A 16,331-nucleotide genomic window follows, 5' to 3' on the forward strand; every position below is an offset into this window, starting at 1 on the left:
TCACTTTCCTTGCGGGGAGGGGGCGGGGAAGGAGGGCGGGACAGGGGTGCGGGCGGGCCGGGCGGAGTCGTCGAGGCGGGGGCCCAGGAGCCACGCGGCTATCTCGCGTACGGCTCCGGCACCGCCGCGCGTGGCCGTGACGGCGCGGGCGGCGGCCCGTACGGCCGCGTGGGCGTCGGCCACCGCGACGGGCCAGCCGACGAGGGCCAGGCAGGGCAGGTCGTTGACGTCGTTGCCCGCGTAGAGGACCCGCTGCGGGTCGATGCCGTACTCCTCGCACCAGTGCTTGAGCGCGGCGTCCTTGCGGTCGATGCCGTGCAGGACCGGGACGTGGAGCTTGCGGGCGCGGGCGGCGACGACCGGGTTCTTCTCGGTGGAGAGGATCAGCAGGTGCAGCCCGGCGCGGCGGAGCGCGGCCACGCCGAGGCCGTCGCCCCGGTGGACGGCGACCAGTTCGCGGCCGTCCGCGTCGATGAGGACCCGGTCGTCGGTCTGGGTGCCGTCGAAGTCCAGGACGACCGCGTCCACGTCGGCCAGGGTCGGGGTGGCCTGGGGGTCGAGGAGCGGCGCCAGCGCGCGGGCGCGGGCCAGGTCGTGCGGGTCGTCGATCTCCAGCACGCGGGCCGGGTCGGTGGGGACGAGGGCGGTGCGGCCGAAGAAGCGGTGCCCGTGCGTACGGAAGCCGGTGGCGTCCATGGCGTACGCGGCGCCCGTCTCCAGGTACTCGGGCCGCCGGTCCTGGCGGCGGGGGCGGTGGGCCTTGTCGTGGTTGACGCCCTCGGCGTGGAGGCCGGCGGCGGGGGTGGTGTGCGGGGTGTTGGGGCTGGGGGTGGTGGGCTCGGGTGTGGTGGGGCTGGAGGTGGTGGGGTCGGGCGCGGTGTACGGGGTGGTGGGTCCCGGCGCGGTGTACGGGGCGGGGAGCGTGTGGCGCCAGAGGAAGCCGTGCGTCGGGGCGACCGTCAGGGCCGTGTCCCCGCCGCCGTCGAGGACCTCCGCCGCCACGCCGTCCACGTCGCCGGGCGTCAGGAACGGGCTGGTGCACTGGACCAGGAGGACCACGTCGGCGGGGCTGCCGTGCCGGGTCTCGTGGGCGTCCAGGGCGTGCAGCAGGGCCGCCTCGCTGGTCGCCGTGTCGTCGGCGAGGGCGGCCGGGCGGTGGACCACCTCGGCGCCCGCGCCCGTCGCGACCGCCGCGATGTCCGGGTCGTCGGTGGACACCGCGACGTGCGTGACGCGGCGGGCCGCCAGGCATGCCCGGACGGCGCGGGCGACCAGGGGGACGCCGCCGACCGGGGCGAGGTTCTTGCCGGGGACGCCCTTGGAGCCGCCCCGGGCCGGGATCACCGCCAGCACGGTGCGCGGGGCCGTCACAGCTCCCCCAGGCGGCGGATGACGGGCGCCACGTGCTGGACGCCGTGCCGGTACGCGCCCCGCGCCGCCCCGCGCGCCGCGTCGCGCAGCACCCGGCGCACCCCGCGCGCGCCGGGCACCGCCGTCGCGTCGGCCGCGTCCAGGCGGTGCCGCGCCAGGATGCCGGGCAGGTAGCCGGGGGCGGAGGTGCGCGTGTAGTACGGGGCGATGGGCGGCAGGACGTCGCGCTCCAGCAGCTCGGCCACCCGTCGGCGGGCCTCGGCGAAGGCCGCGTCGTCCTGGTCCCGTACGGCCCGTTCGTGCCCGGTGTCCCCCGCCGGGCCCACCGGCTCCACGCCCTGGTCCGCGAGCCACGCCGGGTCCGGCACCGGCTCCTCACCGGCGTCCAGGCGGTCCCAGGAGGTGAGCAGCCCCGAGCCGATGAAGTGGTGGTTGCCGAGCGCCTCTCGCACGCCCAGGTCGGTGAGGACCGCCGTCGGCACGCCCCGGTGCAGCGCCTCAAGCGCGGCCGTCGACGACACGGTGACCAGCAGGTCCGTACGGTCCAGGACGGCGCCCATGTGCCCGTAGACGAGCCGCGTGTTGGGCGGCAGCGGCAGGGTCCGGGCCAGCTTCTGGTACGGCAGCTCCTCGATGTGCGTCGTGTGCTCGCCCGGCCTGGAGCGGAGCTTCAGCAGCACCTCGCGCTCCGGGTGCAGCCGCGCGTGCCCGGCCAGCCGCCGCAGCAGGTACAGCCGGTCGGCGCGCGACGCCGGTACGGACGGCTGCGCGGCGAACACGACGGTGTGCCGTCCCGGTACGGGCCGGTGCGGGGCCCCGCCGAGGAACGGCAGCCGGGCCTCCACGACGGCCGACGGGTCGGCGCCGACGCCCTCGTACACGGCCCTGAACCGCCGCGCGTCGTACGGTGAGTTGGCCAGCACCACGTCGGCGCCGTGCCGCAGCAGCAGCCCGTCGGCGAGCTTCTCGTAGACGACGCCCACGTAGCCGGTGACGACGACCGGGCGGCGGGGCGTGGGCAGGGCGGCGAGCCCGTGGAGCAGCGCCTGCACGGTGCCGCCGACGAGGGCGAGGACGACCACGTCGTACGCCTCCTCCCGTACGTCCCGCAGGAACTGCGCGCCCGTCACCTCCCGGGGCGTGCCGAGTCCGGCCTCGGCGAGCTGCCGGGCGGTCGGCGTGGCCCGGCCGCGCAGCGCGTACCCGGTGATGCCGGGGGCTGCCGGTGAGGGCTGCGGGGCGAGTCGGCGCGCGGTGAGCGCGCCCCATTTCCAGCGGGTGTCGGAGTCCGCGAGAACGGCGATCCGAGGTGTGGGCGAAGGCACGCCGAGGACGTTAGGAATGCATTTCGGTGCGCGGCCCAACTCGACCGCAACAAACGGTGAACAGAGTCCGGCGGCCGTCCGGTTCAGCGGTGCGCCGCCCACTGTTCACCGCGCATCCCTTTCCCCGTCGGGAGGAATGCGGGGGCCGCGCCCTAACGTCCGGTGTGTGGTCAAGCTCTCCGTCGTCGTGCCGTTCTTCAATGTGCAGAGATACGTGCCCGACGCCCTTAGAAGCCTGCGCGCCAACGCCCGCGACGATTTCGAATTCCTGCTGGTCGACGACTGTTCGACGGACGGCACGCCGGAGATCCTGCGGCGGGCCGTGCGGGAGGTCCCGGGCGCGGCGCTGCTGCGGCACGAACACAACCGGGGCCTGGCGACGGCCCGCAACACGGGTCTGGACGCGGCGCGCGGCGAGTACATCGCGTTCCTCGACGGCGACGACTGGGTCGCGCCCGGCCACTACGCCCAAGTGCTCTCGGTGATCGAGGAGTTGGGTTGCGACTTCGTCCGCACCGACCATGTCCGGTGCACCGGCCGCGAGCGGTCGCTCCAGCGGGTCCCGGTGGGGCGGCGGGGCGAGGTGCTGCGACCTCGGGAGGCGATCCTCCCGGCCGACCGGTCCACGTCGGTGGACTACCCGTACGCCTGGGCGGGGATGTACCACCGGCGGCTCGCGGAGCGCGGGCTGCTGCGTTTCACGGACGGGCTGCGCACGGCGGAGGACCGGCCGTGGATCTGGCGGCTGCACCGCGAGGCGGATTCGTTCGCGGTGACCCGGGGAACGCCGGGAATCTTCTACCGGCGCGGTGTCGCCTCGTCCCTCACCCAGATCGGGGATATTCGTCAGCTCGATTTCATCAGGGCTTTCGACCAGGTACTCGAGGAAACCGCGAATGATCCGGAGGCGGACCGTCTGATGCCGAAAGCGGTGCGCACCTACTGCGCGATCATCGCCCACCACGTGGGCGCGGCGGAGCGCTTCGAACCGGTCGTACGGCGGAGACTGCGCGCGTGGAGCGCGGCCGCGCTGCGCCGCATGCCGCAGGACTTGCTGGCGGAGGCGCTGGACGGGATGGACGCGGAGCGGGCGGTGGTGCTGCGCAGGCTGCGGCGGCGGCCCGCCCTGGTGGGCGCGGGGGTGCCGGCATGACGGTCCAGCTGCTGTACGCCTCCAGCCTGTACGGCGCTGCGACGCTCGCCGCCGCCCTGGACGCGGGACTGCTGCCGGAGGCGGGGCGGCGGGTGCTGCTGGTCGCCAACAACGCGGCGGTGCCCGAGGCGACGCCGCCACTGGACCGGATGCCCGGGTTCGAGCGGCTGCGCGGCCGGTTCGACGCCGTACGGTCGTGGAACGAGGCGGTCGCGCCGCTGCATCCGGCGGGCTGGACGCCGCGCGCCGACGACGTGCCGCTGTGGGAGCGGTATCTGCGGCTGCTGTGGGGGCTCGGCTCGGAGCGGGTGGAGCTGGTGGTGGAGTCGTTGCAGGTGGCGCCCGCGCTGGCACTGGCGCGGCTGTTCCCGGACGCTCCGCTCGACGTGTACGCGGACGGGCTGATGAGCTACGGCCCGACGCGGGTGCGGCTCGACCCGCTGGTCGGGGAGCGGGTGCGGCGGGTGCTGCACCCGGAGCTGGTGCCGGGGCTGCGGCCGCTGCTGCTCGCGGAGTTCGGGGCGGAGCCGGTGGTGGTGCCGGAGGGCGCGTTCACGAAGGTGCTGGACGAGCTGGCCGGGGACGAGACGCTGCCGGAGGTACCGGACGAGGGCGGCGCGCTGCTGCTGGGGCAGTACCTGGCCGCGCTGGACATCCTCTCCCCCGCCGAGGAGGAAGCGCTGCACGTGCGGATGGTGCGGGGCGCGGTCGCGCTCGGGCACCGGCGGCTGGGGTTCAAGCCGCACCCGGTGGCGCCGCCCTCCTGGTCGCGGGCGCTGGAGCGGGAGGCGGAGGCGCTGGGCGCGGAGCTGACGGTGCTGGAGCGCCCGGTCCTGGCGGAGGTCGTGTTCCGGCGGATGCGGCCCGGGCTGGTGGCGGGCTGCTTCTCGACGGCGCTGTTCACGGCGGCCCGGTTCCACGGCATCCCGGTGGCGCGGACCGGCACGGGGCTGCTGCTGGAGCGGCTCACCCCGTACGAGAACAGCAACCGGGTGCCGGTGACCCTCGCCGACGTGCTGCTGCCGGACCTGGACGCGGCCGGGCCGGGGGCGCCGCGCGCGGTGGACGCGGAGGTGACCGCGCTGGTCGAGGCGGTGGGGTACGCGATGCGGCCCCGGGTGCGCCCCGACCTGCGACCGGCGGCCGAGCGGCACCTGTCGGGCGCCGCCCCGGCGCAGGTGGCCCGGTACTTCCGCCGCCGCAGGCTCACCGCCCTGGGCCTCCCGGGCGGCCTGGCGGCCTCGGCGAACCCGACGGCCCGCCGCCTGGCGCGCCGCGCCCTGCGCCGGGCCCGCCGCCTCCCCGCCGTCGCCCGCCTCCGCCGCCGCCTGGCGTCCTGAGGTCCGGGGCCGCCGGACGGGGCGGGGCGGGGTGGGGACACGGTCTAGTCGGCCAGGGGCTCCTGGAGTTCGGTGACCCACTGGGAGCGGTCCTCCGGGCACTCCAGGTACAGCTCGCGGGCGTAGCCCGTGGAGCGGTGGCCGTGGGCGGTGGTCCAGGCGGTCAGGGCCTGGTGGGTGGAGACCACCTCGTCCATCGGCCCTCGGTGGATGACGGTCGCGGCGCGCTCTACGGGCGGCAGCTCCACGAAGTCCACGTCGGGGGCGTCGGCACCCGGCGGCACGATCATCCCGGCGTGGGCGAGGACCGCCCCGTCGCCGTCCGGGGCGTCCTCGTAGTACGTCAGGCCCGGGCCGAAGCCGGTGGCCCCGGCGGCCTCCAGGCGGGCGCACAGCTCCTGGTACAGGGAGCTGACGACGGGGCCGATGTCGGTGGGCGCGTAGCTCGCGGCGACGCCGCTCAGCTCGGCCAGCCGCACGGCGGGAAGGCTCTTGACGACGACGTCCTGGTCGGACATGTGTCCCTCGCTCTCGATGGCCCGGAGCCTCGCCGCGACCTGCCCGAGCCGGGCGTTGGCCTCGGCGACCGCCGCCTCCAGCTCGGCCCGCCGCAGCCGCAGCATCCCGCGCAGCTCGTCCGCGCCGACCTCGTCGTCCACGATCGACCGCACCTGGTCGAGCGTGAAGCCGAGGTCCTTCAGCGCGATGACCCGGTTGAGCCGGGCCAGCTGTCCGGCCTCGTAGAACCGGTAGCCGCTGTACGGGTCGACATGGGCGGGCCGCAGCAGTCCGATGGCGTCGTAGTGGCGCAGCATGCGGACGGACACGCGGCCGTGCCGGGCGAAGTCTCCGATGGTGAACATGACGCCTTCCACGACACGGCCTCACACGGTGTCAGGGTCAAGCCCGGCCCGCAGGACGCCGCTCCCGGCCCCGCTCAGGCGCCGCCCGTGGAGAGCTTCGCGGCGAAGCCGAGGAACAGCGCGCCCGCCGCCGAGGTGGCCGTCGCCGACAGCCGCCTGCGGCTGCGGAACGCGGCGGCCAGGTGCGTGCCGGCGAAGATCAGCAGGGACAGGTAGAGGACGCTCGCCACCTGCGCGAGGGTGCCGAGGACCACGAACGACAGCGCGGGGTACGGGTACGCCGGGTCCACGAACTGCACGAAGAACGCGACGAAGAACAGGATCGCCTTGGGGTTGAGCAGGCTGATCACGAACGCCCGCCGGAACGGCCGCTCCCCCACCGGCTCCGACCCCACCGGCCCGGGCCCCGCCGCACCGGTCCCGGCGTCCGGCCCCGCGTCGGCCGGGTCGGGACGGCCCCGCCACATCGACCAAGCCGACCGCAGCATCCCCACGGCCAGCCACGTCAGATAGCCCGCCCCGGCGTACTTCACGATGCCGAACAGCACGGCGTTCGCCTGCAGCAGCGAGGCCACACCGGCGGCGGACAGCGTCATGAGGACCGTGTCGCCGCACCAGACACCGGACGCGGCGACGTAGCCCTTCCGGATGCCGCGGCGGGCGGCGACGGAGAGCACGTACAGCGAGTTCGGGCCCGGCAGGAGGACGATGACGAGGAGGCCTGCCAGATAGGTCGGCAGATCGGTGACACCCAGCATGAGGCGGAGTGTCGCACAGCCGTGCGGCACTCCGCCTCCGGGTTCCGGTTCGTGGAACGACGCAGGTCAGCCGTTACGCGGGGTGGTCAGAAGGCGTCCGTCGGGATGTACGTGCCCCACACCTCGCGCAGCGCGTTGCACACCTCGCCGACCGTCGCGCGGGCCTTGAGGGCGTCCTTCATCGGGTACAGGACGTTGTCCGAGCCCTCCGCGGCCTTCTTCAGCTCGGCGAGCGCCGCGTCGACGGCCGCCTGGTCCCGCTCGGCGCGCAGCCGGGCGAGGCGCTCGGCCTGCTGCGCCTCGATGGCCGGGTCGACGCGGAGCGGCTCGTACGGCTCCTCCTCGTCGAGCGTGAAGCGGTTGACGCCGACGACGACCCTCTCGCCGCTGTCGGTCTCCTGGGCGATGCGGTACGCGGACCGCTCGATCTCGTTCTTCTGGAAGCCGCGCTCGATGGCGCTGACCGCGCCGCCCAGCTCCTCGACCTTCCCCATCAGTTCGAGGGCGAGGGCCTCCACCTCGTCGGTCATCTTCTCGATGACGTACGAGCCCGCGAACGGGTCCACGGTCGCCGTCACGTCCGTCTCGTACGCGAGGACCTGCTGCGTGCGCAGGGCGAGGCGGGCGCTCTTGTCGGTGGGCAGCGCGATGGCCTCGTCGAAGGAGTTGGTGTGCAGCGACTGCGTGCCGCCGAGCACGGCCGCGAGGCCCTGGACGGCGACGCGGACGAGGTTGACCTCGGGCTGCTGCGCGGTCAGCTGGACTCCGGCGGTCTGCGTGTGGAAACGCAGCATCCACGACTTGGGGTTCTTCGCGCCGAACTCCTCGCGCATGACCCGCGCCCAGATGCGGCGGGCGGCGCGGAACTTGGCGACCTCCTCCAGGATCGTCGTACGGGCGACGAAGAAGAAGGACAGGCGGGGCGCGAAGTCGTCCACGTCCATGCCGGCGGCGACGGCCGTGCGGACGTACTCGATGCCGTCGGCGAGGGTGAACGCGATCTCCTGCGCGGGCGAGGCACCGGCCTCCGCCATGTGGTAGCCGGAGATCGAGATGGTGTTCCACTTCGGGATCTCGGCCTTGCAGTACTTGAAGATGTCCGCGATCAGGCGCAGCGACGGCTTCGGCGGGAAGATGTACGTGCCGCGGGCGATGTACTCCTTCAGCACGTCGTTCTGGATCGTGCCGGTGAGCTTGTCGGCGGGCACGCCCTGCTCCTCGGCGACGAGTTGGTACAGCAGGAGGAGCAGCGCGGCGGGCGCGTTGATCGTCATCGACGTGGAGACCTTGTCGAGCGGGATGCCGCCGAACAGGACGCGCATGTCGTCAATGGAGTCGACGGCCACGCCGACCTTGCCGACCTCGCCGTGCGCGATGGGCGCGTCGGAGTCGTGGCCCATCTGCGTGGGCAGGTCGAAGGCGACGGACAGGCCCATGGTGCCGTTGGCGATGAGCTGCTTGTAGCGGGCGTTCGACTCGACGGCCGTACCGAAACCGGCGTACTGGCGCATGGTCCAGGGGCGGCCCGTGTACATCGTCGGGTAGACGCCCCGGGTGAAGGGGTACGCGCCCGGCTCGCCCAGCTTCTCCGCCGGGTCCCAGCCGGACAGGGCGTCCGGCCCGTACACCGGCTCGATGGGCAGTCCCGACTCCGACTCGCGCGCCATGTGCTGTGCCTTCCGATAGACCTACTCGCAGGTACCGACCCTCGCGACGGACTGTAGCGGCGGGCGTGCGGCCGGTGGAGAGCCGCACGCTGGGACGTTCCTCACAGCGCCCGCCGGGCCGTGCGGGCCCGGCCTCCGTCACAGCATCGTCACATCACCCCGGTGTCGGGCAACCGCGCGCGGCGGGGAAGTATCCCTGTCTACACACGATCGATTCCCGGGGGGCTGCCATGCACCGTCGTTTCACCGCCATACGCAGAGGCGTGCTCGCCGCCGCCGCGATCGCCCTGGCCACGGGCTGCTCCGCCCAGGCCGTTGGGGCGGCCGGGGCGGACGCGTCCCCGGCGGGCGCCGCGTCGTCGGCGCCGTCCTCGCCGTCCTCGCCGTCGTCGCCGTCGTCGCCCGGGGCGGACGCGTCCCCGTCGTCGGCCGCCCCGTCGCCGTCGGCGGCCTCCCCGTCCGCTTCGGAGGCGTCCGCGTCGCCGTCCTCGTCGGACGGCGGCGACGACAAGCCCGCCGCTTCGGCGTCGCCGGGAGGGAAGGTGCTGATGGCGAAGGGCACCGAGAACGAGCAGGTGCGGGAGCTCCAGGCACGGCTGCGGCAGATCGGGTACTTCCACCGCAGCCCCACCGCCTTCTACGGCGCGCTCACGGCCGAGGCGGTCACGGAGTTCCAGAGGAAGCGGGAGCTGCCGGCGACGGGCTCGGTGGACGAGACGACGTGGTCGAGGCTGGTCGGGATGACGCGGAAGCCGACGGAGAACGAGCTGCGGCCGCGGACCACCAACGAGCTGGACACCCCGGACCCGCGCTGCATGGAGGGCCGGGTGCTGTGCATCAGCAAGGAGAGCAGGACGCTCGCCTGGATGATCGACGGCAAGGTCGTCTCGGCGATGGACGTCCGCTTCGGCTCCGTCAACACTCCGACCCGCGAGGGCACCTTCAAGGTGGACCGCAAGGAGCGGACGTGGACGTCCACGCTGTACCACTCGGAGATGCCGTACTCGATGTTCTTCAGCCGGGGCCAGGCGGTGCACTACTCGGCGGACTTCGCGGCGCGCGGCTACAACGGCGGCTCGCACGGCTGCGTGAACGTCCGGGACAAGGCGCGGCTGGCGCAGGTCTTCGAGCAGGTGCGGGTGGGCGACAAGGTGGTCGTCCACTGGTGACGCGGGAGTGATCCAGCGGGGCCGATGCGGAGTGCTGGAGAGAAGGGCGCGGGCGGGACCGGGGGAACGTGTCCCGCCCGCGCCATATGCGCTGAGCCGTAGGTACGGGGGGAACCCCGGCTCCTTGCGCCGCCGATGACCAGTCGGCTCACTCATTACTGCGTCACGCGCTCGAAAAGTGTCACACCTGCCGAGGAAGTCAGGGAAATCGCAGGTCAGGAGCTTACGGCGAGGGTGCCGTCGGGTCGTCCGGCGGGGGCTCGCTCGTGGGGGACGTGCGCGTGGGGGGCGTGCGAGGCGGGGCGCGGTGGGTCCGGAGGGCTTGCGGCAGCCCGGGGGGTGTGCTGTCGGGGCCCGCGCGGTCGGCGGGGCGGGGGGTGTCGCCCGGGCCCGCTCGTCGTCGGCGGGGCGCGCGGGGCGGCTGGACGACGCGCCGGGTGCGTCGGGGCGCTTCGGGGGCCCGGATTCCACAGGCGGCCGACGCGGCGCCGCAGTCGTGACGCGGCGTCAGGCGCGCTTGCCGGTGGGCGGCTCGGCCGGGGACTTCTGGTGCTGGGTGCCGGACGTCCTGCCGGAGGCGCCCTTGTCGTCGGTGCGGCCCTTGCCGCCCGGTTTGCCCTCGCCCCGGTCGGTGTCGGGGTCGCCGCTGTCGCGGTCGCCGCCCCCGGTGGAGCCGCCACCGCTCGTACCGCCACCGCTCGTACCGCCGCCGCCCGTGCCCGTACCGATGTCGGGGGCGCCGCCCGTGCCGGTGCCGGTGCCGGTGCCGGGGGGCGTACCGCCCGACTGGCGGCCGCCGCCGGACAGGACCTGGTCGCAGAACTGCTGCACGCCGCTGCCCCGCGCCGCCAGCTCCAGCTGCTGTCGGCGGGCCGTGTCGAGGCGGCCGTCGCGCAGGTCGCGGCACGCCTGGGTGGTGCGGGCGGGCCAGGTGCCGTCGGGCGCCCTGGTCTCCGTACGGCCCCAGTCGGGCTCCGTACGGCCGGGTGTGGCGCCATCGTTGTCATCCGGGGTTCCGCCGCCGGGCGTGGCGGTGCCGCCCACGCCCTTCGAGGGGCCGGGCGGCACGAGGGGCGGCGGGCTCGCCGGGTCGGTGGGCGTCCCGTGCCGGTGGGAGCCGGGCGGCGTGTGCGCGCGGCCCTCCGGGGCCTCCACCTCCCCGGGCGCGGCCGCCGACACGGCGGGCACGGGCGCGTCGTCGCCGCCGAACGCGGGGATCACGCCCGTACCGGCCGCTACGGCGACACCGCCGACCGCCAGCCCGGCGACGGAGGCGGCGAGGCCCCAGCGGGCGGGACGCATCCAGCCACGGGGGCGGGCCCAGCGCGGCGCGCGCAGGGCGGCACCGATCCGTACGGAGCCCAGGTCCGAACCGGCGGCGACATGCGGCTTCGCTCCGCGCGCCGAGTGGGCCGCGCGGAACGCCGCGACGGCGGCCGCCTCGCCGGGCAGCTCGCCCGAGTGGCCGGGGGAGAGAGGGGCGGTCGCGCCTCGGGCGCTGTCCAGCGCCTTCGCCAGGCGTTCGACCTGCCACCGTGTGTAATCGTCGTCGGCGTCGACCGGCTCACCACGCAGCAGTCGCTCCGCCGCCTCGTGGTCGAGCCACTCATTCCGCTCGTCGGCCATCACATGTCCTTCTGCGTCCGCGGGCGCGAATGCGTCACAGCACGGCGCGCGGCCGGGGTCTGTGCGCCGGACCCGGCACGGGGGCCCGGCTGCGGGGGTACGGCGCTCAGCGCGGCGCCGTCCGGGCCGCCGGCGCCGAGCAGTTCCGCGAGCCGCTTCAGGCCGCGGTGGGCGGCGGTGCGGACGGCGCCCGGCCGTTTGCCGAGCGCCTCGGCGGCGCTCTTGGCGTCGAGGCCGACGACGACCCGGAGGATCACCGCTTCGGCCTGGTCCTGCGGGAGCTGCGCGATCAGGTCCATCGTGTGGCCGGTGGCGAGGGCCTCCATGGCCTCGCCGGCCGTGTCGCAGTCGGCGGGCTTGTCGGTCAGCTCCGTCTCGTCGCCGCCCTGGACGGGCCGGCGGCCGCGCATGCGCAGGTGGTCGAGCGCGCGGTTGCGGGCGATGCGGGCCGCCCAGCCCCGGAAGCGGTCGGCGTCGCCGCTGAACCGGTCGAGGTCACGGGCGATCTGGAGCCACGCCTCGGACGCCACGTCCTCGGCGTCCCCGTCGCCCACCAGCGTCCGTAGGTATCCGAGCAGCCGCGGGTGCACGGCGCGGTACACAGTACGGAAGGCGTCTTCGTTCCCGTCCTGTGCCGCGAGCACCGCGGCGGTCAGCTCCGCGTCGTCCCCCAGCACTCCCACAACCCGTTCGTCATCGCGGCAGGCACATCAGGCCGGTCCGCCCAGCGCCGCAGCAGCACGCTACGTGCTGCTGCCGTATCTCGTCCATGTTTGTACAACATGCAACAGCCCGGGTCTCCGGGTGGTGTGACAGAAAACGCACCGGCGGCGCTGTAAGGAGTACGGGGCCGTCCTGCGGACCCGCGGACGGCGACCGGGGCCTCTCCTGTGGGGGGTGGCGGCCCCGGTCGTCCTCCGGTAGCCGCCCGGCCCGTCGGCCGAGTCATCCGGCGCCTCCGCCCGGCCCGCCGCCCGTGCCGCCCCCGGGCCCACCGCCGCCGCCAGGGTCCCCCTCCGTACCGCCTCCGGGCCGCCCCGCACCGCCGCCCGCGCGTCCGCCCGTACCGTCATCCGCCCGGCACCGCCCGCCGCCCGGGCCTTCGGCTCGCCCGCCGCCACCGTCCTCCCCCGGCCCGGCGTGCCCCAGGTGCTCCGCCAGGCGTCTCAGGCCCCGGTACGCGGCCGTGCGGACCGCTCCGGGCTGCTTGCCCAGGACCCGCGCCGCCGACGGGCCGTCGAGTCCGGCCACCACGCGCAGCAGCACCGCCTCCGCCTGGTCGGGCGGGAGCGCGCGGATCAGGGCCAGCGCGGTCCGCGTGGACAGGGCGTCCAGCGCGTCGGCCGCCGTGTCGTGCCGGCCGGGCAGCTCCAGCGCGTCCTGTTCGAGCGGGGTCGTACGGGGGCGGCGGCCGCGCCTGCGCAGGTGGTCCAGCGCCCGGTGGCGCGCCACGGTCGCCGCCCAGCCGCGGAACCCGCCGCCGTCGCCCCTGAAGCGGCCGAGGTCCCGCGCGATCTCCAGCCACGCCTCCGCCGCCACGTCCTCGGCGTCGTCCCCGACGAGGCCCCGCAGGTACCCGAGTAGTCCCGGCTGCACCGCCCGGTACACCCGCGCGAAGGCCCGCTCGTCGCCACCCCGCGCCAGCAGGACGGCCTCGGCCAGCTCGTCACCGTCGTCTCCCCCCACACCACAGCCTGCGTGCGCGGGGCCGGAAGTGTCACAGGAAGGGTGACCTACGTCACTCGAGGTTGCCGCTATTCAAGTTTGACTACTTGCTCCGCCGGGGATACCTTCTGCACGTGGTCAAACTTGACCACCTCACTCACGAGGAGCCTGTGTGACCTTTCTGCCCGAGACCGGATACGTCCCCACCGCCGAGGACCGCACGAGCCTGGACGCGTGGTTCGCGGAGTACGACGCCCGCAGCGCGCGGCGCGATGTCGCGGGGATGGCCGACATGGCCGTCTTCCCGCTGAACCTCGTCAGCGACGACCAAGCCGGTGACGGCCGGTCCGCGCAGTGGGACCGCGAGCGGTTCGTCGCCGTCATGACCGGGGTGATGGGCGAGGGCTCCGAGGACATCGCCTTCGAGTCCACGCGGACGCCCGTCTTCCTGTCGCCCTCCATGGCCGTGGTCTTCACCGACTCGACCATGACCGCCGGGGACGAGAAGCGGGAGCTGCGGTACGCCGACATCCTCATCCGGCGGGGCGGGACCTGGGCGTTCCAGACGATGATCCAGGGCGGCTGGGGCGACAGCCTCTGAGACCGTCTCAGGTGGCGCCGCCCGTGTCGCGATAATGCGCGGGTGGACACCACGTCGCCCGTTCCCCTGCCCGCCGACCGCATACCGCCCGGCACCGCCGACTGGCGGACCCCCGACGCCCGGCGCTGGCTGGCCGCCGTGCCCGCGGCGTGGGCGCACCCGCTGTGGGCCGTGCTCGCCGTGGCCCTGACGGCGGTGTGGGGGATCGCGGCGGCGCCCGACACCGACTGCACCGTGGCCGAGCCGTGCGGGACGGACTGGCCGGGCCTGTGCGTCGCCGCGGCGCTGCCGCTCACCCTGTACTGGGTGGTGCGGCAGCCGCGGCTCGCCCTGCCCGGCCTCGCCGTCGTCGTCGTCGGGGACCTGGCCGTCAACGGGGCCGCCGCGATGCTGGGCGAACCCCCGGTGCTGGCCTTCTTCGCGGCCGTCGCGTTCACCGCCGCGGGGCTGCTGCACCGCATCGCCGCGGCCGGGCGGCAGCGGGCGCTGGCGCGCGAGGCGGCGGGCCCGGCCGTCCACCCCGTGCCGGCCGCCGCGCTCGCCTTCCGGCGCGGGCGGCTGTCGTTCGCGCTGGCGGCGCTGCTGCTGGCCGCCGCCGTGTTCGGGTTCTGGCAGGGGCAGCGGGTCGCCGAGGAGTACGAGCGGCGTGCCGCCGCGCTGACGCCCGTGACGGGCACGGTCACCAAGTCCGACCACGACGAGCTGGTGCTCGACGTCGCCGTCGGCGAGCGGGTCCACCGCGTGGAGACGCTCTTCCCGGAGCTGTACCCCGTGGACAGCCGGGCCGAGCTGCTGGTGGACGGCGACTGGGTGCGGCTGGTGGCGGAGCCGTACGACATCTTCGGCTGGGAGCTGCTGGTCCTCACCGGACTGGTCGGCGGGCTGGCGTTCCTCGCCAACGCGGTGGACGGGAGGACCCGCTCCCGGCAGCTGCACCGCGGCCCGCTGCCCGTGCTGCGCGTGCTGGTCCGGGAGGGCCACGACGACGGCAGGACGTGGGTGTACGCGGCCGACGACCTCGCCGCCGAACGGCCGCTCCTCCACTTCCACTCGCTGTACTCCTTCGAGGAGCAGCCCGGGGCGCCGCGCGGCCCGCAGGACGAGGACGAGGCGGACGACGAGGAGGACGACGAGCTGGCGGAGGGGCTGCGCAAGGTCGGCGCCATCCTCAAGGGCGAGGACCCGCCGCCCCCGCTGCGCGAGGCAGTCCTGTACGGCCTGCCGTACACCGGTACCGAACTCGCCTTCGTCGCGCCCGACGACGAGGAGCCCGGCGGGGTCGCCGTCGAGTGCAGCGTCACCGCCGTGAAACCGGCCGTGCCGGGCCTCTTCGGCGGCGGACTGCCGGACGCCGCGCCCGGGAGTTCCGCGCGCCCCGGCGACGGGCGGGCACATCGGCGGCCCGTGGACGAGGTCGCCGCGACGCTGGAGCCGTCCGCCGCGCCCCGCACCTGGGGCGCGGACCGCGTGTCGCGGGGCGTCGGCGTGTTCCTGCTGGCGGTGCAGGGCGGCGGCGTGTGGGCGCTGCTGGACGACGTGTCGTGGCTGTCGGTGTTCCCGCTGATCGGCCTGCTCTTCGTGGTCACGTCCGCGTCCACCGCGCTCAACTGGCGGCTCACCGCCGACCGCGACGGCCTGTGGATCGCCGGGCCGTGGCGGGTGCGGCGCGTCCTGTGGGACGACGTGACGGCCGTACGCCACGACCGCGGCGGCGACCTGGTCGTCGCCCGGGACGGGGACACCGAGGTGACCCTCTCCCCCGTCGGCTGGCCCTGGCTGGAACGGCGCCTGGGACGTGAGCCGTACGCCCCGCGCGCCGCCGACGAGGCCCACGCCCTGCTGCGCCGCCCCGCTCTGCGCCCCCTGGAGAACGCCACCCCGGCCCAGCAGGGCATGCCGGTCGGGCCGCTCATCGCGGTCGTCTCGGCCCTCTGGGGCGTGGCGGTCCTGCTGCTGCTCTGAACCGGCGCGGCGCGGGACCGGCAGCGGCGCCGCCGGTTGCTCCGCGCCGCCCCGTACGGGTCCGGTCCTGGCCGCCCCGGTACGGCAGTGGCGCCGCCCGGCCGTTACGCCGTGCGGGCCCGGCGGGAGCGGACGGCCTGGAGGACGCGGCGGCCCTCGGCGGACAGGTCCAGGGCCCGGCGCAGGCCGCCCGCCGCGCCGTCCGCCAGGACCTCCAGGACCCGCACCTGGCGGCGCAGTTCGCCGTCCGCGAGCGGGCCGACGCCCTCGGGCTCGCCCGTGCGGCAGCGGTCCAGCACCTCCGCGAGGCCCGGCGACGGGGCGGCGCACAGCCGGTGGTGCAGCTCCAGCGCGGCGAGCGAGCAGACGTCGGCCCACTCCCGCAGCGGCTCGCGGGCCCAGGTGTCCGGGGCGGCGTCCAGCATGCGCCGTACGAGCGCGGCCTCCTCGGCGTCCACCGGGGCGGAACCGGCCCCGGCGGCCGTACCCGCGTCCACGGCGGCCCGCGCCTCGGCGAGCCGGTCCGGCCAGTCGGCGCCCACGCGCGCGACCCCGAGCCACAGCGGGCGGAGCTCGTCGGTGGCCTCCGGGTCGAGCAGCGGCAGACAGCGGTCGAGGCAGGCCAGCGCGGCGGCGGCCAGCCCCCGCTCGTCGGCCCGCGCGATCAGTTCCACCAGGCTCGGGGTCGTGCTCGTGCTCGGACTCATGACGTCTCCCGTCGCGGACGCGGTACTTCCCCTTACTGCGTCACCCGTCGGGAAAGCGTCACGTCCCGCACCCCCGTGGCCCCGGAACGCCGCACCCCCGTGGCCCCGAACGCCGCGCCTCCGT

General features: G+C 75.2%; 14 protein-coding genes. 5 read left to right on the top strand and 9 right to left on the bottom strand.

Features of this window, described 5'->3' with window-relative positions:
* On the bottom strand, nt 1–1,371 hold the full coding sequence (locus J116_RS09655; RefSeq protein WP_023586885.1) for an acylneuraminate cytidylyltransferase: 1,371 nt from the start codon (nt 1,369–1,371) through the stop codon (nt 1–3).
* Complete coding sequence (locus J116_RS09660; protein ID WP_023586886.1) at nt 1,368–2,696, bottom strand: DUF6716 putative glycosyltransferase; 1,329 nt, start codon at nt 2,694–2,696, stop codon at nt 1,368–1,370. Before J116_RS09660 ends, J116_RS09655 begins: the two co-directional genes overlap by 4 nt.
* Before the next feature lie 166 nt (nt 2,697–2,862).
* Between J116_RS09660 and J116_RS09665 the strand changes: the two genes are divergently transcribed.
* On the top strand, nt 2,863–3,849 hold the full coding sequence (locus tag J116_RS09665) for a glycosyltransferase family 2 protein (RefSeq protein WP_023586887.1): 987 nt from the start codon (nt 2,863–2,865) through the stop codon (nt 3,847–3,849).
* The gene (locus J116_RS09670; protein WP_023586888.1) at nt 3,846–5,189 is read left to right on the top strand and encodes a polysialyltransferase family glycosyltransferase; all 1,344 of its coding nucleotides are present in this window, start codon (nt 3,846–3,848) and stop codon (nt 5,187–5,189) included. Before J116_RS09665 ends, J116_RS09670 begins: the two co-directional genes overlap by 4 nt.
* A 44-nt stretch (nt 5,190–5,233) precedes the next feature.
* On the opposite strand, the gene J116_RS09675 is transcribed toward J116_RS09670, so the two are convergent.
* From J116_RS09675 to J116_RS09685, 3 genes are all read right to left on the bottom strand, one after another.
* The gene (locus J116_RS09675; protein ID WP_023586889.1) at nt 5,234–6,052 is read right to left on the bottom strand and encodes a MerR family transcriptional regulator; all 819 of its coding nucleotides are present in this window, start codon (nt 6,050–6,052) and stop codon (nt 5,234–5,236) included.
* A gap of 74 nt (nt 6,053–6,126) precedes the next feature.
* Nucleotides 6,127–6,810 (bottom strand): leucine efflux protein LeuE, encoded by a 684-nt coding sequence (leuE, locus tag J116_RS09680; RefSeq protein ID WP_023586890.1) that lies wholly within the window; start codon nt 6,808–6,810, stop codon nt 6,127–6,129.
* Between the two features lie 86 nt (nt 6,811–6,896).
* Nucleotides 6,897–8,477, bottom strand: a complete 1,581-nt coding sequence (locus J116_RS09685) for an acyl-CoA mutase large subunit family protein (RefSeq protein ID WP_023586891.1) — start codon at nt 8,475–8,477, stop codon at nt 6,897–6,899.
* Nucleotides 8,478–8,707: 230 nt separating this feature from the next.
* Between J116_RS09685 and J116_RS09695 the strand changes: the two genes are divergently transcribed.
* Nucleotides 8,708–9,646, top strand: coding sequence for a L,D-transpeptidase family protein (locus J116_RS09695; RefSeq protein WP_162850451.1), 939 nt, complete (start codon nt 8,708–8,710; stop codon nt 9,644–9,646).
* Between the two features lie 507 nt (nt 9,647–10,153).
* Here J116_RS09695 and J116_RS09700 read toward each other — a convergent pair.
* The 3 genes from J116_RS09700 to J116_RS09710 all read right to left on the bottom strand — a co-directional run bounded on the left by J116_RS09700 (nt 10,154) and on the right by J116_RS09710 (nt 12,958).
* Nucleotides 10,154–11,272 carry a hypothetical protein gene (locus tag J116_RS09700; RefSeq protein ID WP_023586893.1) on the bottom strand — a complete coding sequence of 373 codons (1,119 nt, stop codon included), beginning with the start codon at nt 11,270–11,272 and terminating at the stop codon, nt 10,154–10,156.
* Nucleotides 11,272–11,949, bottom strand: coding sequence for an RNA polymerase sigma factor (locus tag J116_RS09705; protein WP_023586894.1), 678 nt, complete (start codon nt 11,947–11,949; stop codon nt 11,272–11,274). Before J116_RS09705 ends, J116_RS09700 begins: the two co-directional genes overlap by 1 nt.
* Nucleotides 11,950–12,217: 268 nt before the next feature.
* Nucleotides 12,218–12,958 carry an RNA polymerase sigma factor gene (locus tag J116_RS09710; RefSeq protein WP_023586895.1) on the bottom strand — a complete coding sequence of 247 codons (741 nt, stop codon included), beginning with the start codon at nt 12,956–12,958 and terminating at the stop codon, nt 12,218–12,220.
* A gap of 151 nt (nt 12,959–13,109) precedes the next feature.
* On the opposite strand from J116_RS09710, the gene J116_RS09715 reads away from it, so the two are divergent.
* Nucleotides 13,110–13,538 (top strand): hypothetical protein, encoded by a 429-nt coding sequence (locus J116_RS09715; protein WP_023586896.1) that lies wholly within the window; start codon nt 13,110–13,112, stop codon nt 13,536–13,538.
* 42 nt (nt 13,539–13,580) lie between these two features.
* A complete protein-coding gene (locus J116_RS09720) occupies nt 13,581–15,500 on the top strand; it encodes a hypothetical protein (protein ID WP_023586897.1) in 1,920 nt (639 codons plus the stop codon).
* A gap of 104 nt (nt 15,501–15,604) precedes the next feature.
* On the opposite strand, the gene J116_RS09725 is transcribed toward J116_RS09720, so the two are convergent.
* Nucleotides 15,605–16,207: a hypothetical protein gene (locus J116_RS09725; RefSeq protein ID WP_023586898.1), complete on the bottom strand. Its 603-nt coding sequence runs from the start codon at nt 16,205–16,207 to the stop codon at nt 15,605–15,607.
* Nucleotides 16,208–16,331 lie beyond the last annotated feature (124 nt).

The sequence above is a fragment of the Streptomyces thermolilacinus SPC6 genome (assembly GCF_000478605.2).
Classification (GTDB): Bacteria; Actinomycetota; Actinomycetes; order Streptomycetales; family Streptomycetaceae; genus Streptomyces; species Streptomyces thermolilacinus.

Coding starts and splice junctions, on each gene's coding strand:
- J116_RS09670 (WP_023586888.1), top strand. CDS start 3,846: ATGACGGTCCAGCTGCTGTACGCCTCCAGCCTGTACGGCGCTGCGACG.
- J116_RS09675 (WP_023586889.1), bottom strand. CDS start 6,052: ATGTTCACCATCGGAGACTTCGCCCGGCACGGCCGCGTGTCCGTCCGC.
- leuE (WP_023586890.1), bottom strand. CDS start 6,810: ATGCTGGGTGTCACCGATCTGCCGACCTATCTGGCAGGCCTCCTCGTC.
- J116_RS09685 (WP_023586891.1), bottom strand. CDS start 8,477: ATGGCGCGCGAGTCGGAGTCGGGACTGCCCATCGAGCCGGTGTACGGG.
- J116_RS09695 (WP_162850451.1), top strand. CDS start 8,708: ATGCACCGTCGTTTCACCGCCATACGCAGAGGCGTGCTCGCCGCCGCC.
- J116_RS09700 (WP_023586893.1), bottom strand. CDS start 11,272: ATGGCCGACGAGCGGAATGAGTGGCTCGACCACGAGGCGGCGGAGCGA.
- J116_RS09725 (WP_023586898.1), bottom strand. CDS start 16,207: ATGAGTCCGAGCACGAGCACGACCCCGAGCCTGGTGGAACTGATCGCG.